The sequence below is a fragment of the Pseudoalteromonas sp. TAE79 genome, from assembly GCF_000498015.1.
Lineage (GTDB): Bacteria > Pseudomonadota > Gammaproteobacteria > Enterobacterales > Alteromonadaceae > Pseudoalteromonas.
Map to the genome: position 1 here is coordinate 23,870 of NZ_AUTL01000081.1, position 26,371 is coordinate 50,240.

26 protein-coding genes and 3 pseudogenes are annotated in these 26,371 nt (G+C 39.4%); 13 read left to right on the top strand and 16 right to left on the bottom strand.

All coding sequences use genetic code 11. From position 1 onward, the window contains the following. Window positions 1-4: 4 nt before the first annotated feature. From trpCF to L655_RS0103765, 4 genes and pseudogenes are all read right to left on the bottom strand, one after another. The gene (trpCF, locus tag L655_RS0103750) at window positions 5-1,369 is read right to left on the bottom strand and encodes a bifunctional indole-3-glycerol-phosphate synthase TrpC/phosphoribosylanthranilate isomerase TrpF (protein ID WP_024604148.1); all 1,365 of its coding nucleotides are present in this window, start codon (window positions 1,367-1,369) and stop codon (window positions 5-7) included. Next, window positions 1,362-2,391 (bottom strand): annotated as a pseudogene (trpD, locus tag L655_RS01000000124995) (anthranilate phosphoribosyltransferase). Before trpD ends, trpCF begins: the two are co-directional and overlap by 8 nt. Before the next feature lie 11 nt (window positions 2,392-2,402). Then, the gene (locus L655_RS0103760; RefSeq protein WP_024604149.1) at window positions 2,403-3,005 is read right to left on the bottom strand and encodes an aminodeoxychorismate/anthranilate synthase component II; all 603 of its coding nucleotides are present in this window, start codon (window positions 3,003-3,005) and stop codon (window positions 2,403-2,405) included. A 1-nt stretch (window position 3,006) separates the two neighbouring features. Then, on the bottom strand, window positions 3,007-4,575 hold the full coding sequence (locus L655_RS0103765; protein WP_024604150.1) for an anthranilate synthase component 1: 1,569 nt from the start codon (window positions 4,573-4,575) through the stop codon (window positions 3,007-3,009). A 463-nt stretch (window positions 4,576-5,038) separates the two neighbouring features. Here L655_RS0103765 and L655_RS0103770 point away from each other — a divergent pair, with 463 nt between their 5' ends. The 5 genes from L655_RS0103770 (at window position 5,039) to L655_RS0103790 (ending at window position 8,639) form a co-directional block, all read left to right on the top strand. Beyond that, a complete protein-coding gene (locus tag L655_RS0103770; RefSeq protein ID WP_024604151.1) occupies window positions 5,039-5,893 on the top strand; it encodes a PHP domain-containing protein in 855 nt (284 codons plus the stop codon). After that, window positions 5,890-6,510, top strand: coding sequence for an L-threonylcarbamoyladenylate synthase (locus L655_RS0103775; protein ID WP_002961576.1), 621 nt, complete (start codon window positions 5,890-5,892; stop codon window positions 6,508-6,510). The genes L655_RS0103770 and L655_RS0103775 overlap by 4 nt, the downstream gene beginning before the upstream one ends. 6 nt (window positions 6,511-6,516) lie before the next feature. Next, window positions 6,517-7,353 carry a ScpA family protein gene (locus tag L655_RS0103780; RefSeq protein ID WP_024594559.1) on the top strand — a complete coding sequence of 279 codons (837 nt, stop codon included), beginning with the start codon at window positions 6,517-6,519 and terminating at the stop codon, window positions 7,351-7,353. Window positions 7,354-7,498: 145 nt separating this feature from the next. Beyond that, complete coding sequence (locus tag L655_RS0103785) at window positions 7,499-8,050, top strand: cytochrome b (RefSeq protein ID WP_024594560.1); 552 nt, start codon at window positions 7,499-7,501, stop codon at window positions 8,048-8,050. A 1-nt stretch (window position 8,051) separates the two neighbouring features. Further along, window positions 8,052-8,639: a YceI family protein gene (locus tag L655_RS0103790; protein ID WP_024604152.1), complete on the top strand. Its 588-nt coding sequence runs from the start codon at window positions 8,052-8,054 to the stop codon at window positions 8,637-8,639. 84 nt (window positions 8,640-8,723) lie between these two features. On the opposite strand, the gene L655_RS0103795 is transcribed toward L655_RS0103790, so the two are convergent. Then, window positions 8,724-9,566 (bottom strand): transporter substrate-binding domain-containing protein, encoded by an 843-nt coding sequence (locus L655_RS0103795; RefSeq protein WP_024604153.1) that lies wholly within the window; start codon window positions 9,564-9,566, stop codon window positions 8,724-8,726. A 139-nt stretch (window positions 9,567-9,705) separates the two neighbouring features. Further along, a complete protein-coding gene (locus L655_RS1000000127505; protein WP_002961566.1) occupies window positions 9,706-9,873 on the bottom strand; it encodes a hypothetical protein in 168 nt (55 codons plus the stop codon). Between the two features lie 370 nt (window positions 9,874-10,243). On the opposite strand from L655_RS1000000127505, the gene L655_RS0103805 reads away from it, so the two are divergent. Further along, on the top strand, window positions 10,244-10,795 hold the full coding sequence (locus L655_RS0103805; protein ID WP_024604154.1) for a hypothetical protein: 552 nt from the start codon (window positions 10,244-10,246) through the stop codon (window positions 10,793-10,795). Here L655_RS0103805 and L655_RS1000000128470 read toward each other — a convergent pair. Next, window positions 10,792-11,594, bottom strand: a pseudogene (locus L655_RS1000000128470) (hypothetical protein). The gene L655_RS0103805 and the pseudogene L655_RS1000000128470 sit on opposite strands and share 4 nt — an antisense overlap. A 187-nt stretch (window positions 11,595-11,781) precedes the next feature. Between L655_RS1000000128470 and icd the strand changes: the two are divergent. Beyond that, window positions 11,782-13,050: an NADP-dependent isocitrate dehydrogenase gene (gene icd, locus L655_RS0103815; RefSeq protein WP_024604155.1), complete on the top strand. Its 1,269-nt coding sequence runs from the start codon at window positions 11,782-11,784 to the stop codon at window positions 13,048-13,050. Between the two features lie 12 nt (window positions 13,051-13,062). On the opposite strand, the gene L655_RS0103820 is transcribed toward icd, so the two are convergent. From L655_RS0103820 to L655_RS0103835, 4 genes are all read right to left on the bottom strand, one after another. Further along, window positions 13,063-13,494 (bottom strand): hypothetical protein, encoded by a 432-nt coding sequence (locus L655_RS0103820; protein WP_007582519.1) that lies wholly within the window; start codon window positions 13,492-13,494, stop codon window positions 13,063-13,065. Between the two features lie 416 nt (window positions 13,495-13,910). Then, on the bottom strand, window positions 13,911-14,117 hold the full coding sequence (locus L655_RS0103825) for a hypothetical protein (protein ID WP_007582523.1): 207 nt from the start codon (window positions 14,115-14,117) through the stop codon (window positions 13,911-13,913). A gap of 29 nt (window positions 14,118-14,146) precedes the next feature. Next, window positions 14,147-14,596 carry a GNAT family N-acetyltransferase gene (locus tag L655_RS0103830; RefSeq protein WP_024604156.1) on the bottom strand — a complete coding sequence of 150 codons (450 nt, stop codon included), beginning with the start codon at window positions 14,594-14,596 and terminating at the stop codon, window positions 14,147-14,149. An 81-nt stretch (window positions 14,597-14,677) separates the two neighbouring features. Next, window positions 14,678-15,625 carry a LysR family transcriptional regulator gene (locus tag L655_RS0103835; protein WP_024599361.1) on the bottom strand — a complete coding sequence of 316 codons (948 nt, stop codon included), beginning with the start codon at window positions 15,623-15,625 and terminating at the stop codon, window positions 14,678-14,680. A gap of 381 nt (window positions 15,626-16,006) precedes the next feature. Here L655_RS0103835 and aceK point away from each other — a divergent pair, with 381 nt between their 5' ends. The 3 genes from aceK to L655_RS0103850 all read left to right on the top strand — a co-directional run bounded on the left by aceK (window position 16,007) and on the right by L655_RS0103850 (window position 19,121). Further along, on the top strand, window positions 16,007-17,779 hold the full coding sequence (aceK, locus tag L655_RS0103840) for a bifunctional isocitrate dehydrogenase kinase/phosphatase (RefSeq protein ID WP_024604157.1): 1,773 nt from the start codon (window positions 16,007-16,009) through the stop codon (window positions 17,777-17,779). Window positions 17,780-17,843: 64 nt separating this feature from the next. After that, on the top strand, window positions 17,844-18,806 hold the full coding sequence (locus L655_RS0103845) for a zinc-binding dehydrogenase (protein ID WP_024604158.1): 963 nt from the start codon (window positions 17,844-17,846) through the stop codon (window positions 18,804-18,806). A gap of 63 nt (window positions 18,807-18,869) precedes the next feature. After that, complete coding sequence (locus L655_RS0103850) at window positions 18,870-19,121, top strand: DUF2999 family protein (RefSeq protein ID WP_024604159.1); 252 nt, start codon at window positions 18,870-18,872, stop codon at window positions 19,119-19,121. An 81-nt stretch (window positions 19,122-19,202) separates the two neighbouring features. Here the strand turns inward: L655_RS0103850 and L655_RS01000000125005 are convergent. Further along, window positions 19,203-19,668, bottom strand: a pseudogene (locus L655_RS01000000125005) (fasciclin domain-containing protein). Between the two features lie 183 nt (window positions 19,669-19,851). On the opposite strand from L655_RS01000000125005, the gene lepB reads away from it, so the two are divergent. Then, a complete protein-coding gene (lepB, locus tag L655_RS0103860) occupies window positions 19,852-20,502 on the top strand; it encodes a signal peptidase I (RefSeq protein WP_024604160.1) in 651 nt (216 codons plus the stop codon). 81 nt (window positions 20,503-20,583) lie between these two features. Here the strand turns inward: lepB and L655_RS0103865 are convergent, their stop codons facing one another. Then, entirely contained in the window at window positions 20,584-21,231 is a 648-nt protein-coding gene (locus L655_RS0103865; RefSeq protein WP_024604161.1) for a bifunctional 4-hydroxy-2-oxoglutarate aldolase/2-dehydro-3-deoxy-phosphogluconate aldolase, read from the bottom strand. A 117-nt stretch (window positions 21,232-21,348) separates the two neighbouring features. After that, the gene (metG, locus tag L655_RS0103870) at window positions 21,349-23,370 is read right to left on the bottom strand and encodes a methionine--tRNA ligase (protein ID WP_024604162.1); all 2,022 of its coding nucleotides are present in this window, start codon (window positions 23,368-23,370) and stop codon (window positions 21,349-21,351) included. A 187-nt stretch (window positions 23,371-23,557) separates the two neighbouring features. On the opposite strand from metG, the gene apbC reads away from it, so the two are divergent. Beyond that, complete coding sequence (apbC, locus tag L655_RS0103875; RefSeq protein ID WP_024604163.1) at window positions 23,558-24,634, top strand: iron-sulfur cluster carrier protein ApbC; 1,077 nt, start codon at window positions 23,558-23,560, stop codon at window positions 24,632-24,634. Window positions 24,635-24,640: 6 nt separating this feature from the next. Next, the gene (dcd, locus tag L655_RS0103880) at window positions 24,641-25,225 is read left to right on the top strand and encodes a dCTP deaminase (RefSeq protein WP_007582539.1); all 585 of its coding nucleotides are present in this window, start codon (window positions 24,641-24,643) and stop codon (window positions 25,223-25,225) included. A 229-nt stretch (window positions 25,226-25,454) separates the two neighbouring features. On the opposite strand, the gene L655_RS0103890 is transcribed toward dcd, so the two are convergent. Next, entirely contained in the window at window positions 25,455-25,781 is a 327-nt protein-coding gene (locus tag L655_RS0103890; protein ID WP_024604164.1) for a helix-turn-helix domain-containing protein, read from the bottom strand. Between the two features lie 3 nt (window positions 25,782-25,784). Further along, the coding region (locus tag L655_RS0103895; protein WP_024603875.1) for an IS5 family transposase at window positions 25,785-26,371 on the bottom strand (587 nt) is incomplete at its 5' end.

Sequence of the window (26,371 nt, forward strand, 5' to 3'; positions counted from 1 at the left end):
AACCTCAATAATTTCTGATGCTTGTAAAAGCATTATGTAATTTGTTAGGGCACTTTTTACCCGCAGATTCTTCAACGCCTGAGTTTAAATCAAGGCCTAGGGCACCTTTAAAAAGCGCATCTTTAATATTATCTGGATTTAAGCCACCAGCTAGCATAAATGGTGTGGTTGCGCCGCTAAGCACCGACCAATCAAATGCTTTACCAGTACCGCCAGCTTGAGTGTCGCTGTGTGTATCGTAAAGGTGTCGATCAACCCCATTTACAGGCGTTGGCAATGCATCTTTTATTGCTTGGGCTTTCCAAATTTCGCAATTAGTTGGTAACTGTGTACGCAAGTCAGCAATGTAATCGTCACTTTCTTGACCATGTAATTGAACTGCCGCCAATTTTAGCACACTTGCGTATTGAGCAACTTGCTCAATTGGAGCATCGACAAACACACCAACAAAATTAAGTGGTGCACTTTTACTAAGCTCTATTGCACAATCTAAATCGACATAGCGTGGCGATTTAGGATGAAAAATCAAACCGCCGTAAATAGCACCGTTTTGATACGCAGCTTGTGCATCTTTAGTACGTGTTAAACCACATACTTTATTGTCACCTAAAATAACACGGCGGCATGCTTGCTCTAAATCACGCTCACTCATAAGTGAGCTGCCAATTAAAAAGCCATCGCATAGAGGAGCTAAACGTTTTACGTCTTGATGGGTGTAAATCCCCGACTCCGAAATAACCACTTTATCAGCCGGAATAAGCTTTCGTAGTTTTTCGGTAGTGGCTAAATTGGTGCTTAAATCGCGTAAGTCGCGGTTATTAATACCAATAATTTGTGCATCAAGTGCAAGTGCGCGGTGTACTTCTTCTTCATTACTTACTTCGGTTAATACCGACATATTAAGTGAATCGGCAACGGCATGCAGAGCTTTATAGCTTTCGTCATCTAGTACTGAAAGCATTAATAATATAGCGTCACCGCCATAAATACGTGCCATGTACACTTGATACTCATCTATAAAAAAGTCTTTACAGATAAGCGGTTGTTCTACTTGGCTGCGCACAAATTCGAGGTAGTCAAAACTGCCTTGAAAATATTTAGCATCAGTTAACACACTCATACAGGTAGCGTATTTTTTATAAACCGAGGTGATTTCGGTTAAATCAAATGGCTCTCTAATTAAGCCTTTTGAAGGAGATGCTTTTTTACATTCTAAAATAAACTGTGTGCCAGGTGCTGCGAGTGCTTTGTAAAAATCACGGCTTGTAGGCACTGCATGCTGTTTAAAGCTTTCAAGCGGGCGTGCGGCTTTACGCTCAATTAGTTCTAATTTTTTATCAGCAACAATTTTGTCTAATACATTAGCCATTACTTACCTCAATAATTGCACTTAGTGTGTTCATGGCTTGCCCTGAACTTAATAATGTTTGTACTTGTTTTGCCCCTTCTTTTAACGTTTCTGCTTTACCTGTTAGGTATAGAAGGGCAGCTACGTTAACCACAATAGCAGCATTATGTGCATCTGTGCCTTTGCCTTGCAAGATGGCGAGGCTAGCATTTGCGTTGTATTGTGGGCCTTCACCAGCGAGTTGTTCAAGTGAATAGTTTGCAAGGTCGAAGTCGCTTGGGTTTAGTGTGTACTGCGTAATCTCGCCATTATTTAGCTCAACTACCGTTGTTGGGCCGTGTAGGGCTATTTCGTCAGTGCCCGAGCCGTGAACAATCATAGCGCGCTTTGTGCCAAGGGTTTTAAGTGTTTGTGCCATTGGCATACACAACGCTTCGTTATACACACCTAACAATTGCACTTCAGGTGCTGCAGGGTTAGCAAGCGGACCTAAAATATTAAAAATAGTGCGTGTTTTAAGCGATGTTCGTACGCCCATCGCATGACGTACGCCACTGTGATAGTGCGGTGCAAACAAAAAGGTAAAATTGGTTTGCTCAAGACATTTTGCTGCTTGCTCTGGGCTCATATCTATATTAATGCCCAGGGCTTTGAGTAAATCGGCTGAGCCTGAATTACTCGATACACTGCGATTACCATGTTTTACCATGTTAATACCGGCAGCANATTGCAGCCGTTGTACTTATATTAATTGTGTTTGAACCATCGCCACCAGTGCCACAGCTATCGGCAAGTTGCGTACTGCTGGTAATAAAAGCAACGGCGTTTTCGCGCATTGAAGCTGCAGCGCCTGCAATCTCGTCGCTTACTTCGCCTTTAATTTTAAGGCTTATAAGTAGGGCGGTTAGTTCAATTTCACTCATATTACCTTGCATTATTTCATCAAAAAGCGCTTTGGCGTCTGCGTAGCTCAATGATTGCCCAGTAATTAGTTGCTCAATCGCGTGTTGAACATTTATGGGTTGTTCTGGTTGTGTACTCATAATGTCCTCTTTTATTTAGCGCGTGTTAAGTAAACGACACTTTGCTGGAGTAGCATTGCGCCGTTTGGCGTTAGTATTGATTCTGGATGAAACTGGTAACCCAATGCGTTGTCACCATGATGATAAATAGCCATAGGGATATCTTCGTACTGGGCAATAACCTCAATATTATCAGGCACCTTTGTTGCCATTAATGAATGGTAACGTGCTACAGGCATTGTATTGCCCATACCATCAAATACAGGATGCTCGCCTAAATTAATAATTGAAGACTTACCATGTACGGTTTCACCAGCATGACCGATTACTCCACCGTAACTTTGTGTTAATGCTTGTTGGCCTAAACAAATGCCTAGCATTGGGAAGTGACCTTTAGAGAGCTCAATAAGCTCCATTAAACAGCCTGCATCGCTTGGTGTTCCAGGACCCGGCGAAAGTACTAATAGTACTTGGCCTTGCTCTTGGCGCATTTTGTTAAAGATAACCTCAGCGCTAATGTTGTTTCTGTAAACAACCAGTTCGCAGCCAAGCATCGTAAGCTCATCAACAAGGTTATATGTAAATGAGTCAAAGTTATCTAAAAAATAGATTTTAATAGGATTCGCTTTACTCATTTTATACCGCCTTATACGTAGATTTTATGGCGGTGATAACCGCTTGTGCTTTAGCGCGAGTTTCGTTTGCTTCTGAAATAGGATCTGAGTCAAACACCACACCGGCACCTGCTTGCACATACGCTTTGTTATTTTTAACAAAAGCTGAGCGAATAACAATACAGCTATCCATTGCGCCATCACCGGTTAAGTAACCTACTGCGCCACCATAGCTGCCACGGCGCTTACCTTCAGTTTGACGAACAAGCTCAGCAGCACGAACCTTTGGTGCACCAACAAGCGTGCCCATGTTCATACAAGCTTGGTAAGCATGCAGTGCATCAAGCTCGGGTTTTAGTGTGCCAACAACGCGTGATACTAAATGCATTACCTGTGAATAACGGTCTACTTTTAATAGCTCTTTGGCAAAACGAGTACCTGCAACACTAATACGTGCTACGTCGTTACGGGCTAAATCGACAAGCATTAAATGCTCGGCGCGCTCTTTTTGATCGTTTCTAAGTTCAAGTTCAATGCGGCTGTCTAGGTCTGGGTTTATTTGCCCATTAGCAAATTTGCCACGTGGGCGAGTGCCAGCAATTGGGTATACTTCAACTTGCTGAGATTGCACTGTGTATTTAAGTGCTGATTCAGGCGATGCGCCAAATAAAGCAAAGTCTTCATCGCGCATATAAAACATATACGGACTTGGGTTTTGCTTTTTAAGCTGGCTATAAGCGTGCAGAGGATCAGGACAAGGTAGTGAAAATGTACGCGATGGCACTACCTGAAAAATATCACCGTCTACAATATTCTTTTTAAGCTTAATTACTTGCTCGCAGTATGTGTCATCGTCTATATCAACGCTTACCTCACATTGTCCACTTTGCATATCCGCACTAAATTCTGAAGCGTTATCGCACAGCGTATTTAAGCGCTCTAGCTCTTTACCTACTTCAAAGCAGTTAGCGTGTACGTCTGGGCCGTTAAATACATTACCAATGAGTTCGGTTGTTTGTTTTTGATGATCAATAACAACTAAGGTTTCGGCTAAATAAAATACGTAATCTGGGCAGGTGTTTTCGCCATCAGGTACATCACTTAACTGCTCAAAGTTTGCTACCATATCGTAGGCAAATACACCGCCTAAAAATAACGAAAATGGATTGTTAGTTGTGCTTTTAATACTGTTAATACAAGTTCTCAGAGCGCTAAATGCGTTATCTGCAATTAGTTTACTCGCTTCGTCAGTATCGCCGCTAGTGTCTAAATAACACAGGGTAAGTGTTGCGCCGTCTAAAGTGGCATCACAGCTTTTAACATTTGCCTGCAAGTAGCTAAGTAGCTGTTGCCCATTATTAGATTGAGCAGTAATAGTGACTGCTTTACCTTGGCATACAATGCGCAATGCACAGTCGACTAAAATTAAACTTTTTACACTGTCTTTAGAATCAATCTCAGCCGATTCAAGCAGTAGTGAGTTAGGCTTATCAAGTGCCGCGTATAATGCAAGAGGACTACTAATATAGTCGCGTACTTGCGTAATGCTTGTTACTTCGCCTGGTGTGGTAGTTATATGACTAAAAATCAAACCTCATTCCCTCAAAAAATTAAACCCCGCAATGCTGTGCAATGCGGGGCTTGAATAACGATATCTAAATTACAAACAGATCATTACCGTCCCGCTATATCAAGCGCCACCACCAACGATGTGTAAGAGTAAGACCGTTATTCATGTTTTTCTGCCTCAATATTTATTAAATATTTATAATATAAAACGTTTCGTAAAATTTAGTTATAAAAAAACCCGCATAGTTGCGGGTTTTGAATTTTTGCTAGACACGACAATTCATCACCCGACAATTACGAGTGCCACCACCAAATAGTGTTTAAGTTTGAATTGATCATTATTGTTAATTCTAATGTGTCTGAAAGTGGCTACAGTAAAACGTATCTTATGCTTTTGTGTCAAGTGTTTATTTAAAACAATTTAGTCAAAAAAGTTGTTATACTTACATAAACACCAGTAACCCTTAATTTTAAGCAGTTTTCTTTTGATAAAATACGATTTACATAGCCATACCACACATTCAGACGGGCGTTTAACGGTTGAAGAATTATTGCATCGCGCTGTTGATAAAAATATTGATGTGTTTGCTATTACCGATCATGACACTGTGGCGGCTATTAAGCCTGCGCAGCAATTTATTAAAACCGAAAACTTACCGCTTTCATTAATAACGGGTACCGAAGTGTCTACTAAATGGGAAAGCTTCGAAATTCATATTGTAGGTTTAAATATTGATATTAATAATATTGACCTTACCTCTTTATTATCAGCTCAGCAGCAAAAGCGAGAAGAGCGTGCACTAGAGATTGGTGTTCGCCTTACAAAAAATGGCTTTGATGGCATTTACGAGCAAGCTAAAGAGCTGGCAAAAGACGCGCAAATAACGCGTGCACATTTTGCACGCGCCCTTATTGAGCGCGGTGTTGCTAAAAATTTCCCGGGTGTTTTTAAAAAGTACTTAGGGCGTGGCAAAACAGGCTACGTACCAAGTTGCTGGTGCACCATGCAAACCGCTATTGAGGCCATACATGCCGCTGGTGGTGTTGCTGTACTAGCGCATCCAAGTAGCTATCAAATGTCAAACAAGTGGCTACGCAAATTATTAGTAGAATTTAAAAGTGTAGGAGGGGACGCAATGGAAGTTGCACAACCTCAACAGGCGCCAAGCGAACGTCAATTTTTAGGTGAACTCAGCCGTGAGTACGAACTACTTTGCTCGCAAGGGTCTGATTTTCATTTTCCGACAAGCTATTTAGAGCTTGGCAAAAATTTATACCTACCAAAAGATTGCCAAGGTGTTTGGCAAGCTTGGGAAGGAGAAGAAGGGGCATTAACATGAGTCAATTATTTCATATTCATCCTGATAACCCGCAACCGAGACTAATTAGTCAAGCCGTTGATATTATTAAACAAGGCGGGGTTGTTGTTTACCCAACAGATTCGGGCTACGCCATCGGTTGTAACATTGGTAATAAGCAAGCCAAAGAGCGCATAGAGCGTATTCGTGGTATTGAAAAAAACGATAATTTTACGCTAGTTTGTCGTGATTTATCGGAGTTATCTACTTATGCACGCGTAGATAACCAGCTATTTAGACTCATTAAAAATAATACGCCAGGGCCTTATACCTTTATTTTTAAAGGCACAAAAGAAGTCCCTAAACGTTTATTAAACGACAAGAAAAAAACCATTGGCATGCGTGTAATTGAGCACCCAATAGCCTGTGCGTTACTTGCCGAACTTGGTGAGCCGTTAATGTCGTGTTCTTTAATTTTACCAGGTCAGCAGTTTACAGAATCAGATCCTGATGAAATATTAGAGCGATTAGATAAACACGTCGATTTAATTATTCACGGTGGCCACTTAGCCGAGCAAGCAACCACGGTAATCGATTTGTCAGAAGATGAAGTTAAAATACTACGTGTTGGCTGTGGTGATACAAGCCCATTTGAGTAATAACAAGTGAGCGAAAGTACTGCTGATACAAAAAGTAATGAAAAGCCAGTGCAGCAAAAGTTGCCACTGGCTTTTTTGCATGGTAAAGCGGTTGTAGATAAACCAGAAGACTTATATATTCCGCCCGATGCGCTCGAAATAATATTAGAAACCTTTGAAGGCCCTCTCGATTTACTGCTTTATTTAATTAAAAAGCATAAGCTTGATGTGCTCGATCTTTCTATTTTTAGTATTACAGAGCAGTATGTAAGTTACGTTGAAATGATGACCGAGTTTCAACTCGAACTTGCCGGCGAATATTTAGTAATGGCTGCGTTACTTGCACAAATTAAGTCGCGCTTATTACTCCCTGTTCACGAAGAGCTTGAAGAGGAAGAAGACCCTCGCGCTGAGCTTATTAAACGCCTGCAAGAATATGAGTTATTTAAAAAAGCCGCCGAAAACCTCGATGATATCCCCCGTGTTGGGCGTGATATTTTTATAGCGCATGCCGCTATGCCAATAAATGAAGACACAAGTCAAAACCTCCCTGATATTGAACTTAAAGACTTAATGCTGGCGTTGAGTGATGTTATGGCGCGAGCAAAAACGTTTGAACATCATCAAATTACTGCCGAAGTACTCTCAACCCGAGAGAGAATGAGCCAAATATTACAACAGCTATCGAAAGCAAATTCAGCAGTGGTTTTTAATGCGCTTTTTACGCCTGATGAAGGGCGTAGTGGTGTGGTGGTTAGTTTTATAGCCATGCTTGAGCTCATTAAAGAAGGACTTGTTACTTGTTTGCAAGTAAGCCCAGAGAGCTTAATTTATGTCAGCTTGAGCGAGCAATCCACCCTATAAACTTATCTGTTTAATCCTCAACTTCTAAAACTGACTTTAATTATCAAAGTTCTGTGCTTATACGCACGTAAAGTGTTTGTAAATGTTATTTTCATTTACGGCTATGCACTATATTGTAACGTCATAGCATTATAGGACGTTACACATGTTTAAAAATACACCTTCATCTTACGGACTTGTCGCCATTATTTTACATTGGCTCATGGCGTTGACTATTTTTGGCCTGTTTGGTTTAGGTTTATATATGGTTGAGCTTACTTATTACGATAGCTGGTATAAAGGCTCGCTCGATTTACATAAAAGCATTGGTATTACGCTTGTGGCCGTATTTTTATTTAGAATTTTATGGCGTGCTTTATCTACACAACCTAAACCCTTAGGTGAAAGTAAAGGTATGAACCAATTAGCACACACCGCGCATATTGTTATGTATATTATTTTGGCCGTTATTGTTGTTGCTGGGTATTTAATATCAACCGCAGACGGACGTCCAATAGAAGTGTTTACCTTATTTAACGTATCAGCGCTTGATTTTGCTTTTGATGACCAAGCCGATATTGCAGGAAAAGTACATTATTACGGCGCGTGCACATTAATAGGGTTTGCAGTATTGCATGCACTAGGGGCGTTAAAACATCACTTTATCGATAAAGATAAAACCTTAATCAGAATGATCAAACCATTAAAGGATGATTAAAATGAAAAAATTATTAGTAAGCACAGCCGTTTCGGCTGCAATGATGTTATCGGCAACAGNNNCAGCCGCTAATGCAGCTGATTATGTAATTGATACAAAAGGCGGGCACGCATCTGTTAACTTTAAAATTAAACACTTAGGTTACAGCTGGTTATATGGTCGTTTTAATACTTTTGACGGCACATTTAGTTATGATGCTAAAAACCCTGATGCATCAAAAATTATGGTAAATATTGACACCACAAGCCTTGATTCTAACCATGCAGAGCGCGATAAGCACTTACACGGTAAAGATTTTTTAAATGTGGATAAATACCCAAAAGCGACATTTAAAAGCACCAGCATTAAATTTGATGAAAATGGTGAAGAGGCCGACGTAACCGGCGAATTTACGCTGCATGGCGTAACTAAAACTATTACCTTTGAAATAGATAAAGTGGGCGAAGGGAAAGATCCGTGGGGTGGATACCGCGTAGGTTTTGAAGGCGAAACCAGCCTTAAACTTACCGACTACGGTATTGATTACAACTTAGGACCTGCATCTACTCATGTTGATATTATTTTATCAATAGAAGGCGTTCGTCAGTAATACCATTATTAAATATAAAAACGCCACTTACTGTGGCGTTTTTTTTGCTTAACAGAAACTCAAATTAAGCGACTTCGAATTTGCTTATTTTGCGCTATTAATACGTGACTGTAATAGCGGCCTTAAATGCTCGGGCAACCAGCGCATGAGTAAATCATTATAAGCCTGCGTTTTTTTAATAACTTTAAGCTGCTCATTAAGAATAGCAATGTCTTCTGCGCCTTGCTCGTTTTTAGTACAGCCAATAAAACCATAACTTAACGCGGGTGATTCGGTTAATGGACGCTGCGTTAAGTTCTCTTCAAAGTGCATTGATTTTGCTAAATAGTAATGCTCGCTTGGGTAACCCAGCAAAATATCAATTCGTTTTAGGTTAAGCATGTATGTGAGGCTCGCTAGGCTATCGCGAGTGGGTCTAATTACTAAATCTATATTAGGCGTACTGTTTATCAATGTATCTATCTCTTGGCCATAAGAGCGGCTCATAGAGATCCCAAGAGTTAGTTTTTTATCTTGTATTAAATTGAGTAGTGATACTTCTTTTGATTCCGCTATATTTAGCGCTTTGGCGAGTCTTTTGTGCATTGCTATTGAAGGCGAGAGGCCCGTTGTTGAGCTCTCCTCTGTAAAATAAATATGCTCTTTTCTGTAATCATTTTTATAAAGCGATAACGCACAAACATTATTTGAAGTATTAGATAGCTCTTGGATTACCTTACCTGAGGGGATAAGCATGCGGTTAAAGGTAATATTAGGAAGTTGTTTTTCAAGTAAATAAATTATGCTTTCGTCACGGCCTTGGTGTTGATATTGACCATTTAAAATATAATAGGGTGCAAAATCGTGCGCTAGCCAGTTTATGGTTCTAGCATTGCCTATTGAGCTCAGACAGAAAAAAAGTAAGAAAGTTAAAAATATACGGAGCATTACAACAGCTGCCAGTAATTATTATTGTAAAACTATTGTAACCAATAAAGAGCTAAAAAGTAAAATGCCAGCAACAAGGCTGGCATAATATCTTATCAATAATTGCAATAATAAAAGGGCAATTAAAGTTATGTGTTGCTTAGTTAGCTTTTAGCCACTTAACAAACTGGCGTGCATCACTCGCTTTTTGAAACAATGCATTTTTTAAACCTTGTGTATCACTAAAGATTACACGATGTTTGTTTACTGAAATTGATTGCACTGGATGTGCGATTTGGATCATAGACCCATTATATTTATAAGACATAATAAAACTCACTTTATTCTTGTTATTTATTCTGCGCTATATTTTTATAGCAAATTGCAGTTAATAAATTAACGATGTTGTGTTTAGCTTCATTACAGTGTTGACGATCTTTATGACACTTTTGCGATGATAGTAAAAAATCATCTCGGTATTATTCAAGGGGTTCTCGCCGTACAATAACTTAGCTTTCAAATATACGTTTTGCGGGGCTTACTGGATCAGGGTAAATGGTTAACCGCGGCGGTTTCTTTAAACCAGAGAGGGAAGGTAACTTATATATAAATTGTGTGCAAGCTATTTTTGTAAAAATATTTATAATAAATCTTATCAACTGCTTACAAAGCCCATTTTTAGTTACCAAAGGATAAGTATGAATTACCTAATAGTGAGTGATATTTATGGTTTAACCCCTGCTTTAAGGAGGTTATCACACGCAATTAGTTCAAATTTAGTGATTGTTGACCCTTACAATAACAAGTATCAAGCTATTGAAAGTGAACAAGATAGTTACAACAATTTTATACAGCAGTGTGGCCATGATAAATACACCGACAAACTTCAAAAATGCTTTGAGAGTTTAAAATTGCCAACGACGTGTATTGCTTTTAGTGCAGGGGCAAGTGCAGCATGGCGGGCACAGTTATTAACAGGCAATACACACCTTAAAAAGTTAATTGGCTTTTATCCGTCGCAAATTAGACATAATTTAAATTTAAGCGCAAAAGTACCCTGTGAGTTTATATTTCCAGCAAGTGAGAGTCACTTTAATGTTGATGAAGTTATTAAAGCTTTAAGCACCAAAGCGAATGTTAAGTGCTATAAAACCAATTTTTTGCATGGTTTTATGAACGAGTACTCAACCAATTTTAACGCGCAAGGGCTTGTTGAATATAGTAACTATATAAAACAGAGCAGCCGTTAAAGCGTGTTTAGCTGCTCTTTACTAATATCAGGAAAATCGGTGCGGGTATTATATTTTGCATACAGCGTTGTAAAAACGCTACTACCGGATAGCTTATCTAACTCTTTTATAAAGGTTTTAGCACTAGAGCGAGCGGGTCTACAGCATACTTGATACTGTTTTATTATACCCGCGACAGATAAACCTTGTTTTTGTAGCTTCAAATCGGCCTGTGCAAAAAAAGCCGCACCCGTCCAATAAACACGTTGCTGGGCGCGTTGTTTCCACATATCGGCAGAGAGCTTATTAAGTGGCTGTGTTTTAGTTTTAGTTTGCAGGCGGGCACGATCAAATCCTGCATTTAAACGTTGTACAAATTGCGGCTGGGTAATTATACCGCTGTCACGCATTATTACGTTTTGCATATAACTGGCAAAACCCTCGCTAAGCCAAAAACCGGAGTAGGGAAGTAGTGCAAATATAAATGCGAAAGCTCATGGTATAGCGTCCAATCTTTAGTGAATGCATTTAAACTGGCATAGCGATCTATATGTAGTTCAAGCCCATCAGGGTTATTGCGCTTAACTGTAGCCCAAGGTACAGGCTCAAAAGCAAAGTATTGCGGTTTTAAATAAATAGGCAATGTGGTTTGTTTTAAAGGTCCCAGTGTATTTTGTGTTTTTTCAAAACTTTGATTAACCCATATAGACACAGTATTTTGAGCATTACTTGAGAGCGAGCTAAGGTTATGTATGACTACTTCAACGGCTAATGCGTTAAAAGAGCTGATTAATAGTAGCAGTACAAAAAAGAATTTCATTAAAATGCTCCACTGTAATTTAATAATTGGTACGAAAATTCTAATATACAAGACCAACTAAATGGATAAATAATCACGCCTAATTCTTTATTTTTTAAAATGATAGTAACTATAAAAGTACAAATACAGACACTCCTAGCTAAGCATGGTTTAATCAATTAATCGTTATTTTAAGTTAGGTTTAGCCATGACGTATCAGCATATTCAAGTTCCTGAGCACGGCCAAAATATCACTATTGATGCACAAGGACACTGGCAAATACCGTTAGAACCTATCATTGCTTTTATTGATGGCGATGGCGTGGGTCTAGATGTTATGCCGGTAATGCGCCATGTTGTTGATAGTGCAATTGAGCATTGTTATAAAAGCGCACGGAAAATTCATTGGATGCAGGCTTATAATGGCGAGCAGGCCGCAAAGCTGTATGACGGTGATTGGTTTCCACAAGAAACAATTAACGCGGTACGTGCCTGTAAAATTGCCATAAAAGGGCCGTTAACCACACCACTAGGTGGTGGTTTTCGATCTCTTAATGTCGCACTCAGGCAAGAAATGGATTTGTTTGTAAATATGCGCACTATAAAAGGTTTTAGTGCACTCCCTTCTCCTTTAAAAAACCCTTTTTTAACAAACATAACAGTGCTTCGTGATAGTAGCGAAGACGTGTACTCAGGTATTGAGTGGCAAGCAGGCAGTGTAGAGAGCGAAAAAATGCTCGATTTTTTATGTGAGGAAATGGGCGTAACCCGCCTAAGGTTTTCACAAGAGTGCGGAATTGGTATTAAAAATATATCTAAAGAAGGCTCTGAGCGACTAATGCGCTTTGCAATTAACTATGCACTTAAAAACGATAGTGAATCATTAACGCTAGTACACAAAGGTAATGTACTTAAATTTACCGATGGTGCATTTAAGCGTTGGGGGTTTGCACTTGCACAAAACGAGTTTAATGCCACCGCACATGAAAATGGGCGTTGGTTGCAAATAGAGCGAGCACACCAAGCACCCTTAATTATTAAAGAAGTCATAGCCGACAACATGCTGCAGCAATGTTTAATGCATCCAGAGCAATTTGATGTAGTGGTGACTACTAACCAAAATGGTGACTTTTTAGCGGATATGCTCAGTGCACAAGTTGGTGGTGTTGGTATAATGCCCGCTGCAAATTTAAATAACGATGTCGCATTTTTTGAGCCTACACATGGCACGTTTGAACGTATAGCAGGGCAAAATAAAGCAAACCCCAGTAGTAGTATTTTAAGTGCGGTATTAATGCTTAAATTTATGGGGTGGGACGAGGCCGCATTACTCATAGAAAATGCGTTAGAGCAAACATTTAAAAGCGGTGAAGTAACCTTTGATTTAGCGCAAGAGCAGAGCGATAACTCAAGTATTCATAACTCGACAACCTTAACTTGTACTGGCTTTGCAAAGAAGGTCATCGAGCACTTTTAAATACATCCATTATTAAGCTGCTGAGGCAGTTTTTACTCTGTGCATACAAGGGCGGTTGGTTAACTGCGCTGCACGATGGTAAATCTCATGTGCTTGGGGTTCATCGCACTGTGTACCACTAAGCGTATCCATTAACGCAACAACAATAATTGCAGGAACCTGGCAGCAATATTCGTCTAAAACGGCTTCCGTAGTTTGTGCATCTACATGGCAAAGTGGATGATTTTTAAGTTGGTATGCATTTAATAATGTATCAACTTCTAATACATCATCTGGTTGATGTTTTGTTTTACGGCATTTACAACCAAACTCATCAACTAAAGTAGCTAATGCTTGGTAAGTTTCAGTGGTGTTAGCTTTAGTGCATAACTGCTCTTCAATGAACTGATGCAAGTTAGCATCGATGAATAATCCATCTTGGCGTGTGAAAGAAGTTGTTGTCATAATAATTACTCTTAGTTTGTTGGCTTAACTTCACTCTAGCGCTAAGTGTATTATTAATAAAATTGTTGTTTTCAATAACTGATATTGATTTTATCAATAATAAGATTTAATGGTTAATAGAATGCTGAAACAACCTTAAATAATGCCAATTAATTTGGTGCAAATTTGTGGCAGCGTGCACAAAACTGGAACAAGGGAAACAATAGAGGTATCGAGAAGATATATTAATTAATTGTTTTTATTGAACTTTAATTATTTCATGAAGTTGGTACTAAGCTTGCAAATCATACAGTGTAGGTACATTCGTATTTCTACTACCCCAAAAGCGCCATGGTATTTTCCCAAAGTTGAATACCATGGCGCTTTTTTATTTTTCGCGTGTATTTTATTTAGCCTTAGCAATAACAGTAGTAATGTTAAATTTTAACAAAGTAGGGAATGGCAACTAAAATAGCGCCTACAATAAGCAACATACTTACACTGGTCATAAAGTACGGAAACACTAATAACGATAAACCAATACAAAGTGGTACTACGGCTTTTTTTCTTCGCCCGTAAGTAAGGTATCCAATACCTATGCCACCAAATAAAACACTCCATGCAATTATTGATGCACTATCCATTTATAAATTACCTATTTTAAAATACTGATTTAAATTACGACCGACATAGCCAGCTTTTCAATACCATGTGAAGGAGTCCATCTTTTAAATTCCACGAAACCATGCTTTTTATATAAGTTTATTGCAGGAGTATTAGCAACCGCAGTCTCCACTATTGCATGAGATAAATCATCCATTGCTAAAACATAATTTATTAGCTTACTTGCGATACCCTTTTTAAAATAGCTAGGGTCAACGGTTAAACTACAAATATCTAGACACTCGTTGTTTATATCTACTTCAATAACTGCTGCTAAGCATTCATTTTCGCTGTAGCTATAAAAGGTTGTTTCTGACTTTTTTATACCTTTAACATTACGCGTCAGGGGAGGAAAGTTAAGCGCGCCGATCAGTTTAGCCTCAATAGCATAGGATTTTTGAAATACAGCAAAAATTTTATTTGCAGTATCGTTATTCTTATTATTAAGTTTGTTTATCATTATATTTTTTACAAAAAAGTAAAGCTGAACACCATGCGCGACAGTGAAATCTCCGATGCTTGGTGTGATGAAAATAATAAATTACCTATCTGCAATCGTTTTAGCAAATGCTAACAACTCACGCCTTAACCATTGATGTGCTGGCGCATGGTGTAGCAGTGGACTCCATATCATTTTTACCTCAATAGGCACTATTTGAAATGGCACAGAGCTGATTACTAAATCAGTATGAGAAGCTAATAACTTAGCCTGCCTGCGTGGTAGTGTGGCAATAAGTTGTTCTGATTGGCAAAGCAGGCTTGCAACCATATAGTGGCGAGTGAACACACGAATTTTACGAGTTTGTTCTAGCTGCCAAAGCGCTTCGTCTACCCAGCCTAATTTTTGCTTTCCCGATTTATTAGTAACAGCGGCCTCTGGCCCCCAGCCGGCACGGTTTACCCAAATGTGTTCTTTTTGTAAGTAGTCTTCTAACCCTGATTGGTGTAAAAATGTATTTTTAGGATGGGTTAAACAACAGTAATTATCGCGCCAAACACTGGCTTGATGAAACGAGCGTGGTAGGCCATTAAAGCGGTTTATTGCTAAATCAATAGTGCCTTTTTCCATGTCTTGCAGGTTAACGTCGCTTGGGCTTAATACGTCAAAATTAATGCCAGGACTTTTACTAAGCTGCGCGGTTATAAAAGGGGCTATTAAGGTCGACTCTATGTAGTCGTTTGCCATTATTCTAAACGTAACTTCTGCGGTTGCAGGGTTAAATTGATCACTAGGCTGCGTAATTGCTTCGGCCATTTTTAAGAGCGCCTCCACTTCAGGCTTTAATGCAAGTGCCTTTGCTGTTGGTGTCATAGAGCCTGCGGCACGCACAAGTAGCGGGTCGTCAAATAAATCGCGTAAACGTTTTAATGCGTTACTCATAGCCGGTTGCGTAAGCGCGAGTTTATTGGCAGCCTTTGAAACACTTTTCTCATCTATTAACACATTTAAATAAACGAGAAGGTTGAGATCGACATTTCTTATATTCATATGGGCGTGTTGGCCTTTCAGGATTGAAATTTGTTCAATCTAGGTTCGATTTAATCGCGGCGCGAGGTTTGCCACCTAGTGGGCTAAGTAAAAATCGAGTAACAAAGAGTTAATCGTCCCTAGAAAGAACCCTATGGGCAGTGTGTATTTGGCCTTTATGCAGCGTTAAAGTACATTTATGGGGAGTCACCACACTACATGTACTTTGCCTTGCTTAAAAACCAAATACACGGCTGCAAAATTAACCTCGAAAGGTCAATACGCCCAATAAATTCTATTTATATGCTTTATTAATTACCTAAATTAAAGCCTGCTTGCTAAGGTGTAAACCATTAATAAAAAATAACCGCCATAACTGGCATCAATATAAGTGCTGTATTTATGCAAAATAGGTTAACAAATCAATCGAATAATGCGCTACAACATGTTGTAGCCAGGAAGCTTGCACGATCTGTTTTTGCAGGATTTGAGGCAATGTTTTCGCAATTTTTAAATATTACACTGGGTGCACAAAGCCGTTTTGAACAACGCCAATACCACAGTGTGCAAAGTGCTATGCGTGAACGTTTACAGGTTTACGAACGCGAAGTAAAAAACGTGAGTGAAGCCGTGAGAGTAATTGCTTACGCTGAACTTACTTGCCCGCAAACGTGGCAGTTAGCTAAAAATATTTATGGCGATATGGTACAAAATCACGAAAATAAACCTATTGCGCATACCTTTTTTAACTCAACGTTTGGCGCAATTTGGGACGATAAAAAAATTCGTACTGTGCATTTGTTTGTATTAAAAGCAAAGTATCGTAGTGAGCCGCGCTCTTATGAAAGCTTAGTGAGTAGGGTGTCGTTACATAATGGGTTTAATAATGCCGTTAAAACGCTTATCACTAATCAAGTATTTAGAGTGCCGTTTAGCCAGTTAGAACGCGATGTAGCCACTTTACAAAGTACGTTAATGCAAGGCGCTAAGCAGCAATGCAAACAGGTGTACGAACTTATAAATTTAAATGACGGGTATATTGAATACGCCAACTCATTATTTTTTAGAAACAAAGCCTGTTATTTAATTGGGCGCTGCATTGCTAAAAATGGCGACAATATGCCTTTTGCTATCGCTATTTTAAATACCGATGAGGGACTAAAGCTTGATGCTGTAATGATGGGCGCCGATCAATTAAGTTTATTATTTGGCTTTGCACGCACCTATTTTATGGTTGATACCGATAAGCCCGCACGTTATGTAGATTACCTAAGTGTATTAATCCCACACAAACAACGCTTTGAGTTATTTAACGCCATTGGTTTTATAAAGCACGCCAAAACTGAGTTTTATCGGTATAAGGTCGATACGACTAAAAATAGCCCAGCCAACTTCAAGTATGTTAAAGCGCCAGGTACGCCGGGTATGGTAATGCTGGTATTTACTATTGAAGGGCTAGATTACGTTTATAAAGTAATTAAAGACAAATTTAGTGCGCCAAAAACAGCCACCAAAGCACAAGTGAAAGAAAAGTATAACTTTGTAAAACAAGCCGATAGGGTTGGTCGTTTGGTAGACACACACGAATTTAGATATTTAGCGTTTGATTTAAGCCGTTTTAGCGATGAACTGCTTGAGCAGATGAAAAGCCAAATTGGCAGCAGCATGGTTATATCTGGCAAGGCACTTATTTTAAAGCACGTTTATGTTGAGCGTAAAATGACCCCGCTTAATTTATATATTACCCGATGCGATAACAAAACCTTAGAGAGAGTTATGCATGATTACGGTAAAGCAATTAAAGAATTAGCCGGTGCTAATATATTTCCGGGCGACATGCTAATGAAAAACTTTGGCGTAACGCGATGGGGGCGAGTGGTGTTTTACGACTTTGACGAAATTTGCCCACTAACCGATTGCAACTTTAGAGAGGTGCCACAAACCCAAAATGCACTTGAAGAGCTAAGTAGTAACTCGTATTTTGATATAGCTGAAAACGATATATTTCCGAGCCAATTTAAGGTGTTTTTTAGCGCCAACGAGATTGCGTTTAATTATTTTAATAATGAGCACAGTAACTTGTTTTTAGCGACGTTTTGGCAAGGTTGTCAGCAACAAGTACACAATGGTTATCTACCCGATGTTTATCCTTACAAACAAAGTTGGCGCTTTTGAGGTTGTTTGAATCTGTGTTCATCCCCATCTATATGTTATTACAGTTTTTAAACTTGGAGCAACAATGAAATATATTTCTCATGAAGATGGTAATCTTGCATTTAGTGAAACCGAAAAGCCGGTTTTAAAGAGCCATGAAGTACTTGTTAAAGTTGCAGCAATAGGTGTAAACCGTGCAGACAGTATGCAGCGCCAAGGTAAATACCCGGCCCCTGCGGGAGATAGCCCTATCTTAGGTTTAGAATGTGCCGGTGTTGTTAGCGATATTGGCGGTAAAGTTGATAGAGTTTGGCTTAATAAGCGTGTTTTTGCCTTGTGTTCTGGTGGCGCTTACAGTGAATATGTAGCCGTTGATGCAAAGCAGCTTATGGAATTACCCGATGATGTAACAATGGCTGAAGGCGCTGCAATAAGCGAAGTGTACCTAACAGCATTTGGCGCGTTATTTGAGCTTGGTAAATTGCAAAAAGGGCAAACAGCGCTCATTCATGCAGGTGCTAGTGGTGTGGGCGGTGCCGCAATTCAAATGGCTAAAAGCGCAGGTGCTACCGTAGTTATTACTGCCGGTACGGATGACAAATGCCAACACGCAAAAGAACTCGGTGCCGATCATGCAATTAACTACAAAACTACCGACTTTGTAGAATATATGAAAGCAAATGAGTTAACAGCAAATGCAATTGTAGATCCTGTTTCGGGGAGTTACTTAAATAAAAATGCCGCTATTGCAGCGATGGATTGCCAAATTGTAATGCTTGCATTTTTAGATGGACGTTTTGCAGAAGTTGATTTTGCCGCGCTTTTACGCAAACGTATTTCGTTTCATGCCTCAACGCTTAGAAATCGTAGTATTGAGTTTAAACGCCAGGTGCGCGACGACTTTGTAGCACGCTTTTACAATGATATTGCCACTAAAAAGTACGACTTTAACCTGTATAAAATATTGCCTTGGAGCGACGCAAACGAAGCTCATGCTATTTTAGAGCGTAATGAAAATGCTGGTAAAGTTGTTTTACTTGTAGAGTAACTCTTTAATTTTAGGGTTTAGCCCATATACTAAGCCCTATAAAAAAACACTTAAGGTTTAATAATGAATCCAATACTAGCAATACTTAAAGAGAACAATGTAAGCGACGAAAAAGTAAAAGCATTGTTTGAAGCGTTTACTCAAAACCCAATGATGGCAATGGCGCTTGTTCAAGAGCTTGGTATTCCGCCAGAAAAACTACAGCAACTAATGGCAGTCGTAATGACTCAACCGCACCTTATTAAAGAAGCGACTGACGAACTTGGTTTAGATTTTGAAAAAGTAAAAGAAGCGAAAGAAAAACTAAATCAATAATTTTTTATGTGATAAAACATAAAACAATAAAAAAGCATAAGTATTTACTTATGCTTTTTTATTTGGCTTATTCTTTTATGACTACTCTTTTGGAAGTAGTACTGTGTCGATAACATGAATTACGCCGTTGCTTGCTTTTACATCAGCTTTTACAACTTTAGCGTCATTTATCATTACGCCCATGCTGTCGGCTTTAACCATAACTGATTGGCCTTGTAGTGTTTTCGCACTGTCTACATTCATTACATCGGCTGNCCGCCGTTAACTTGTCTTTGTTTTCAGGCTTGAGTAGCATTTCTACAGTGCCTTCAGGTAATTTAGAAAATGCAGCATCTGTTGGTGCAAAAATAGTAAACGGTCCTTTACCTTGCAGCGTTTCAACTAAACCTGCGGCTTTAACAGCAGCAACAAGAGTAGTGAACGAACCATTTTCAACGGCTACTTCAACAACGTCTTTTTTCATACCATGATGATCAGCATAAGCCATTGTAGTAAATCCAAGGCTTGCAGTTGTAAACAATAATGCAGTAGTAATTTTCTTAAACATTTTATTTTCCTTTAAGTTAATACCCGTTGGTTTCGTTAAATGTTACGACGCTCTAAATTTAATCGATCAATTAAAATTAGTAGTCAACATGTTTTGTTACATCATTGATTGAACTGCAGCTAATTAGCAAAGTCATATAAATAGTTACTCAATTAAAGACTTGTTCAATTGAAGGGAATAGGCATGAAATTAGTTTATAAGTTTTGGAAAAATAACCGCTCTCTTATCGTATTTATTGCACTGATGAGCGTATTTAGAAGCGCTGTTGCCGATTGGTACGAAGTGCCAACAGGCTCAATGAAACCGACCATTCAAGAAGGTGACAGAATACTTACCGATAAAATGGCCTACGATATTCGCGTCCCATTTACGCACATAAAATTACTTAAATTAGCGGATCCACAAGCTGGTGATATTATTGTTTTTGATTCACAAGCTGCCGATAACCGTTTAATTAAACGTGTAATTGGTGTGCCAAGAGACACCGTTGCGCTTGAAAATAATGAGCTCATTATTAATGGTAAAAAACTTAATTATGCAGATCAGCGAAGCAACATAGACTCGCTTGATAAAATTGAAGATTTAAACGGATTAGAGCATTCGATAAGAGTGGCAAATATTCCTTCACGTTTATCGGGGTTTGATGCAATTACAATTCCTGATGATTATTACTTAGCAATGGGCGATAACCGCGACAATAGCGCTGACTCGCGTGTAATAGGTTTAATTCCGCGTAACGAGTTATTAGGAAAAGCAGAGCGCGTTATAGTGTCACTTGATTACGATAATTATTACCTACCAAGAAAAGATCGCGTATTGAAAAAGCTGAATTAATTAGTAGTAATTAATTTTGTATAGCGCCCAATCAAATTTTATGAGCTCACATTTGGCTATTTTATAAATAAAATAAACTGCCTATTTAGGCAGTTTACTTATATAGTTTTTTACAAGCTTGGTAAGGTGGCTACGCTCTTGTTCGGTATTTAATACCTTACAAAAATCGCCACTTACTGCCGCGCCACAAGCACCTGCTTCAAACCATTGTGATAAATTATCTAAATTCACACCACCAACAGGTATTAATTGTGCTTCTGAAAATGGACCTGTTAATGCTTTAAAGTAACCAACGCCCATACTGCCCGCAGGAAATACCTTAATAATATCTGCCTTATATTCAATTGCATTTGCTACATCGGTAGGTGTTAGCGCGCCCATTAATACTGGTAACCCGTGCTGGTGGGCAAGTTCGACAACCGATTTGTTGGTATTTGGCGTTACAATAAACTGCGCGCCTGCATCAATTGCTTGCTGAGCAAGGGTGGTGTTAATTATTGTGCCTGCACCAATAAGTGCGTTTTTATGAGCTGCACGAGCTTTTGCTATTTCTTGCTCAAAGCCCGGTGTATTTGACGTGATCTCGAGTGCGTTTATGCCCGCATTAACTAAACAATCAATTAATGGTGCTACATCACCTTGTTGCTTTAAGCGCAGTATGGCGACTAATTTGTGTTGTTTTATTTGGCTACTTAGTTTTATTCTGTTGGCATATAAAATTTGGGTCATAATTACAATTCACTTTATTTAATACAGAGGCATTCGTATTGAATATACGACTAAACATTGCTTTTGCCCATAAAAAAACCGCTGATGTATCAGCGGTTTTTTATTGTATGAGTAATATTACATTACGCGCATACCAGGCTCTGAGCCGTCATCTGGGTTAAGAATATAAATTTCTTTTCCGCCAGGACCTGCTGCTAATACCATGCCCTCAGACATACCAAAGCGCATTTTACGAGGCTTAAGGTTAGCGACCATAACGGTTAACTTACCTTCGAGATCCTCTGGTGCGTAAGCTGATTTAATACCTGCAAACACTTGGCGAGTTTCGCCGCCTAAATCAAGTGTTAGCTTAAGTAGTTTATCAGCGCCTTCTACGTGCTCTGCTTTAGCAATTTTAGCTACGCGTAAGTCTACTTTTGCAAAGTCATCAAATTCTATTTCGTCGCTAATCGGCTCTTTTGCAAGTGGGCTGTTAGGGTCAATAGTTACTTTTGGCGCTAAGCTTTCTTTAGATTCTTCAACCATTTTATTTACTTTATCCATTTCAACACGCTGCATTAACGGTTTAAATTTATTGATAGGGTGGCTTACGAGAGCATTTTGAACGCCGTCCCATGCAAGGTCGTCATTTAAAAATGCTTGTACGTTGTCGGCCATTTCTGGTAGCACTGGTTTTAAGTAAGTAATTAAAACGCGGAACAAGTTAAGACCAAGAGAACACACTTCGTGTGCTTCTTGTTGCTTAGTGTCATCTTTAATTAATACCCAAGGTGCTGCGCCATCAATAAATTGGTTTGCTTTGTCGGCAAGCGCCATTATTTCGCGAATTGCGCGGCTGTAATCGCGGTTCTCGAAATGTGTTGTGATGCTAGGTGAAGCCGCTTGAAATTCAGCTAAAAGCTCTGGTTGCATAATAGTGCTGCTTAGCTTGCCATCAAACTTTTTAGTAATAAAGCCAGCACAACGGCTCGCTATGTTGACTACTTTACCTACTAGGTCTGAATTTACGCGCTGTGCAAAGTCTTCTAGGTTTAAATCAAGATCAACAATACCGCTGCTTAATTTTGCTGCGTAGTAGTAACGTAAGTACTCTGGGTTTAAGTTATCTAAATAAGTACGCGCTTTAATAAACGTGCCCTTCGATTTAGACATTTTTTCGCCATTTACAGTGACAAAACCGTGAGCGAATACGTTAGTTGGCTTTCTAAAATTAGCGCCTTCTAGCATTGCTGGCCAAAATAAGCTGTGGAAGTAGATAATGTCTTTACCAATAAAGTGATAAAGCTCTGCGTCTGAACCCTCAGCCCAAAATTCATCAAAGTTGATGCCTGTTTTGTCACACAGGTTTTTAAAGCTCGCCATGTAACCAATAGGGGCATCTAACCAAACGTAGAAGTATTTGCCCGGTGCATTTGGAATTTCAAAACCAAAATAAGGTGCATCGCGGCTAATATCCCATTGCTGCAGGCCATCGGTAAACCATTCATCTAGCTTATTAGCCATTTCTTGTTGAATAGTGCCCGAGTGTAGCCATTCTTTTAGCATGCCTTCAAATGCTGGTAGGTCAAAAAAGTAATGCTCAGAATCTTTAAGTACAGGCTCAGCGCCCGACATTACAGAACGTGGGTTGATTAAGTCTGTAGGGCTGTATGTAGCACCACATGAATCACAACTGTCGCCGTTTTGGTTTTCAGACTTACACGTTGGGCAAGTACCTGTTACAAAACGATCGGGTAAGAAAATACCTTTTTCAGGGTCGAATAATTGCGAAATAGTGTGCTTTTTAATATGACCGGCATCGTTTAGCCGGTTATAAATAAGCTCGCTTAATTCTTTATTTTCTTGGCTGTGTGTGCTGTGGTAGTTATCAAATTTGATATTAAAGTCAGCAAAGTCGCGTTGGCGCTCTATGCTCACTTGTTTTACCGCTTCTTCAGGCGTGATCCCTTGCTTTTGCGCATTAAGCATAATTGGTGTGCCGTGGGCATCGTCTGCGCAAACATAATAAGCTTCGTGGCCCTGTAGTTTTTGAAAACGTGACCAAATATCAGTTTGAATATATTCCAATAAATGACCTAAGTGAGTAGGGCCATTTGCATAAGGTAATGCGCTGGTAATCAGGATCTTTCGCTGCGTCATAATCATTCCGAATTGAGGATAAAACGCCGTTTTTATTATACAAACGGCAATTATCATTAATTTATCTACAAGCTATCTGCTTAGAGTGCGCACAGCTCATGGATTTTTATTAATTGACTGGTGTTAATGCCCTGAATGTTACATAATTCCGTGGCACTTTTCATCAAAGAAACGCTATTTAATTGCTATGTTTGGACTGTCGAAACTATTCTCTTCTAAATCGGTGCAAAAACAACCGATTATTACTGCCTTAGCGGCATATCGTAGTGCGGCTTTTGCCGTCGGTATTGACGAAAGCTTCATTAATACTATTACTCAAAATGACGATAAATCACTACACATTAAATTAACCCTGCCATTTGCTGGGCAATCAGAAATGCCTTTAGTGGAGCAGCACGTAAGTGAAAGCTTAAATGTGCCTGTAACAATTAGCGCCAAGGTTATCATTAAAGAGGCAGCTAAGTTTAAGGCGATTAAACATATTGTGCTTATTGCCTCAGGCAAAGGCGGAGTAGGTAAGTCGACTACTGCTGTTAACTTGGCGGGTGCCCTTAAAAACGAAGGCGCAAAGGTCGGTATTTTAGATGCTGATATTTATGGCCCATCTATTCCAATGCTTTTAGGCTTGGTGGGTGCAGAGCCCGTCACTAAAGATAACAAACAGCTACAGCCTTTTGATGCAAACGGCATTAAAGCGCAGTCAATTGGCTTTTTAGTCCCAAGCGATGACGCCACCGTATGGCGCGGGCCAATGGCTTCAGGCGCGCTTAGCCAATTGCTTAACGAGACTGATTGGGGCGAGCTTGATTACTTAATTGTAGATATGCCACCGGGCACTGGTGATATTCAACTTACAATGAGCCAAAAAGTACCAGCGAGCGGCACTGTTATTGTCACTACGCCGCAAGACTTAGCCCTTGCCGATGCGCAAAAAGGCATTGCCATGTTTAATAAAGTAAACGTGCCAGTGCTGGGCTTAATAGAAAACATGAGCCATTACATTTGCAGCCATTGCGGCGAAGCTAACCACGTATTTGGTAAAGACGGCGCACAAAAACTTGCGCACAAGCACGGCGTACCCGTACTTAGCCATATTCCACTTGCAATAGATATACGCGAGTATTCTGAGCAAGGAAAACTTATTGCCAACGATAACGACGCGGCGATAAGCAAAACATACAGCGCAGCAGCGAGGCTTATAGCCAGCACGCTCTATTATCAACAGCATCACAATGCAATTGAAATTGTGATTACAGAAGATTAATAAATAATGAGACTTTCAGACACACATATTAATGAATACCTAAGCGATGGTCGCATTGTTATTGAGCCTGCGCCAACAAGTGACATGATTTCAGGCGTAACTGCCGATTTGCGATTAGGTAATAAATTCAGAACTTTTAATGCGCATAATGCAGCATACGTCGATTTAAGTGGTCCAAAAGATCAGCTAAATAAAGCCATGGAATCAATCATGAGTGAAGAAATAGTGCTTGATGAAGGTGAAGCATTCTTTTTACACCCAGGTGAACTCGCACTTGCTATAACGCACGAAAAAGTAACTCTGCCAGCAGACATAGTAGGGTGGTTAGATGGGCGCTCATCGCTTGCGCGTTTAGGTTTAATGGTGCATGTAACTGCGCACCGAATCGACCCAGGCTGGAGCGGTAATATTGTTTTAGAGTTTTACAACTCAGGTAAATTACCACTGGCGCTTCGCCCACTGATGAAAATTGGTGCTATGAGCTTTGAAATGCTATCGGGCCCGTGTGAAAACCCATACAACATCCGTAAAGATGCAAAATATAAAGATCAAAACAGCGCAGTAGCAAGTCGTATTAGTGACGATAAGTAATTACTAAATAAAGCTTTTATTCGTCCATTTTATGAAGCGCATAACCCTGTAGTGCAAAATACTGGTTAAGCGCTTCATTTGCTTTATTAAGCGTGTGCAACAAGTTTGCTAAGTATAAAGATGAAAGTTTTATACCTTTAATTCAATATTTACAATAATAGCCATTTATTTTAATAGTGAAGTGAGAATACAACGGTAATTAATGATTCTTCCCTTTGGTACTATCTATTCAAACAAATCTTTCTTTAAACGCCGTAGGGCTTAATCCGATTATCTTAATAAATACTTTGCGAAAACTGTTAACATCGTCATAGCCAATATTCAGAGCCACTCGCTCAAAACTGTGAGTGGTCGATTCTAATAGCTCACATGCCTTTTGCACTCTTATTTTTTGAATATACTGTATCGGCTTTAATGTTGTGGCATGGGTAAATTGTCGAAGAAATGTTCGCTCGCTCATACAGGCCAAAGCTGCTAGCACAGAAACATTCAGTGTTTTACTATAATTTGCTTGAATGAAATGCTGAACTAGGGGCTGTTGATCTTTGTAGTACATATATCAATCAGCCCACATTGGTAGCCACATCATAGTAAATGCTAAAGCGAGCATTGAATGATAATTTCGTTCAAGCTTTTCATACCGCGTGGCTATCCCTCTATATTGCTTAATACGGCCAAATGCATTCTCAACCAAGTGCCGATATTTGTACATGCACCAGTCAATATCTTCATTGCCTACTAAACTGTTGCCCTTACGTGGAATAACGGGTGTAGCGTTATTATCACGAACAAACGCTCTCAGTTTTTCACTGTCGTAGCCTTTATCTGCGACAACCATATTACTTGTTGGGCAATTAGCTACGAGTGACTCTGCATGGACGATATCATGCGTATTTCCACAGGATAATTCATAATAAACAGGCAACCCTCCGCTATCGACTGCAAGATGAATTTTCGTAGAATTTCCACCTCGGCTCTTTCCAATTGATTCATTGTCAGCAGTTCTTGCACCGCAACTATGTTGATGAGCCCTGACAATACTGCCATCAATGAAGACCCAATCCATGTCCGCATCACGAGATAATGCGCGAAACAGTTCATTCAAAATCCCTTTTTTGGACCATAAATTAAACCGTCTGTAGATAG

What these genes read in the sequence shown, in the direction of transcription:
- trpCF (WP_024604148.1), bottom strand. Translation starts at nt 1,369, where the DNA reads ATGGCTAATGTATTAGACAAAATTGTTGCTGATAAAAAATTAGAACTA.
- L655_RS0103830 (WP_024604156.1), bottom strand. Translation starts at nt 14,596, where the DNA reads ATGATAAACAAACTTAATAATAAGAATAACGATACTGCAAATAAAATT.
- lepB (WP_024604160.1), top strand. Translation starts at nt 19,852, where the DNA reads ATGAAATTAGTTTATAAGTTTTGGAAAAATAACCGCTCTCTTATCGTA.
- L655_RS0103775 (WP_002961576.1), top strand. Translation starts at nt 5,890, where the DNA reads ATGAGTCAATTATTTCATATTCATCCTGATAACCCGCAACCGAGACTA.
- L655_RS0103890 (WP_024604164.1), bottom strand. Translation starts at nt 25,781, where the DNA reads ATGTACTACAAAGATCAACAGCCCCTAGTTCAGCATTTCATTCAAGCA.
- L655_RS0103835 (WP_024599361.1), bottom strand. Translation starts at nt 15,625, where the DNA reads ATGAATATAAGAAATGTCGATCTCAACCTTCTCGTTTATTTAAATGTG.
- L655_RS0103820 (WP_007582519.1), bottom strand. Translation starts at nt 13,494, where the DNA reads ATGACAACAACTTCTTTCACACGCCAAGATGGATTATTCATCGATGCT.
- icd (WP_024604155.1), top strand. Translation starts at nt 11,782, where the DNA reads ATGACGTATCAGCATATTCAAGTTCCTGAGCACGGCCAAAATATCACT.
- L655_RS0103785 (WP_024594560.1), top strand. Translation starts at nt 7,499, where the DNA reads ATGTTTAAAAATACACCTTCATCTTACGGACTTGTCGCCATTATTTTA.
- L655_RS0103865 (WP_024604161.1), bottom strand. Translation starts at nt 21,231, where the DNA reads ATGACCCAAATTTTATATGCCAACAGAATAAAACTAAGTAGCCAAATA.
- L655_RS0103845 (WP_024604158.1), top strand. Translation starts at nt 17,844, where the DNA reads ATGAAATATATTTCTCATGAAGATGGTAATCTTGCATTTAGTGAAACC.
- L655_RS0103805 (WP_024604154.1), top strand. Translation starts at nt 10,244, where the DNA reads ATGAATTACCTAATAGTGAGTGATATTTATGGTTTAACCCCTGCTTTA.
- L655_RS0103795 (WP_024604153.1), bottom strand. Translation starts at nt 9,566, where the DNA reads ATGCTCCGTATATTTTTAACTTTCTTACTTTTTTTCTGTCTGAGCTCA.
- metG (WP_024604162.1), bottom strand. Translation starts at nt 23,370, where the DNA reads ATGACGCAGCGAAAGATCCTGATTACCAGCGCATTACCTTATGCAAAT.
- L655_RS1000000127505 (WP_002961566.1), bottom strand. Translation starts at nt 9,873, where the DNA reads ATGTCTTATAAATATAATGGGTCTATGATCCAAATCGCACATCCAGTG.
- L655_RS0103760 (WP_024604149.1), bottom strand. Translation starts at nt 3,005, where the DNA reads ATGAGTAAAGCGAATCCTATTAAAATCTATTTTTTAGATAACTTTGAC.
- L655_RS0103825 (WP_007582523.1), bottom strand. Translation starts at nt 14,117, where the DNA reads ATGGATAGTGCATCAATAATTGCATGGAGTGTTTTATTTGGTGGCATA.
- dcd (WP_007582539.1), top strand. Translation starts at nt 24,641, where the DNA reads ATGAGACTTTCAGACACACATATTAATGAATACCTAAGCGATGGTCGC.
- apbC (WP_024604163.1), top strand. Translation starts at nt 23,558, where the DNA reads ATGTTTGGACTGTCGAAACTATTCTCTTCTAAATCGGTGCAAAAACAA.
- aceK (WP_024604157.1), top strand. Translation starts at nt 16,007, where the DNA reads ATGCAAAATAGGTTAACAAATCAATCGAATAATGCGCTACAACATGTT.
- L655_RS0103850 (WP_024604159.1), top strand. Translation starts at nt 18,870, where the DNA reads ATGAATCCAATACTAGCAATACTTAAAGAGAACAATGTAAGCGACGAA.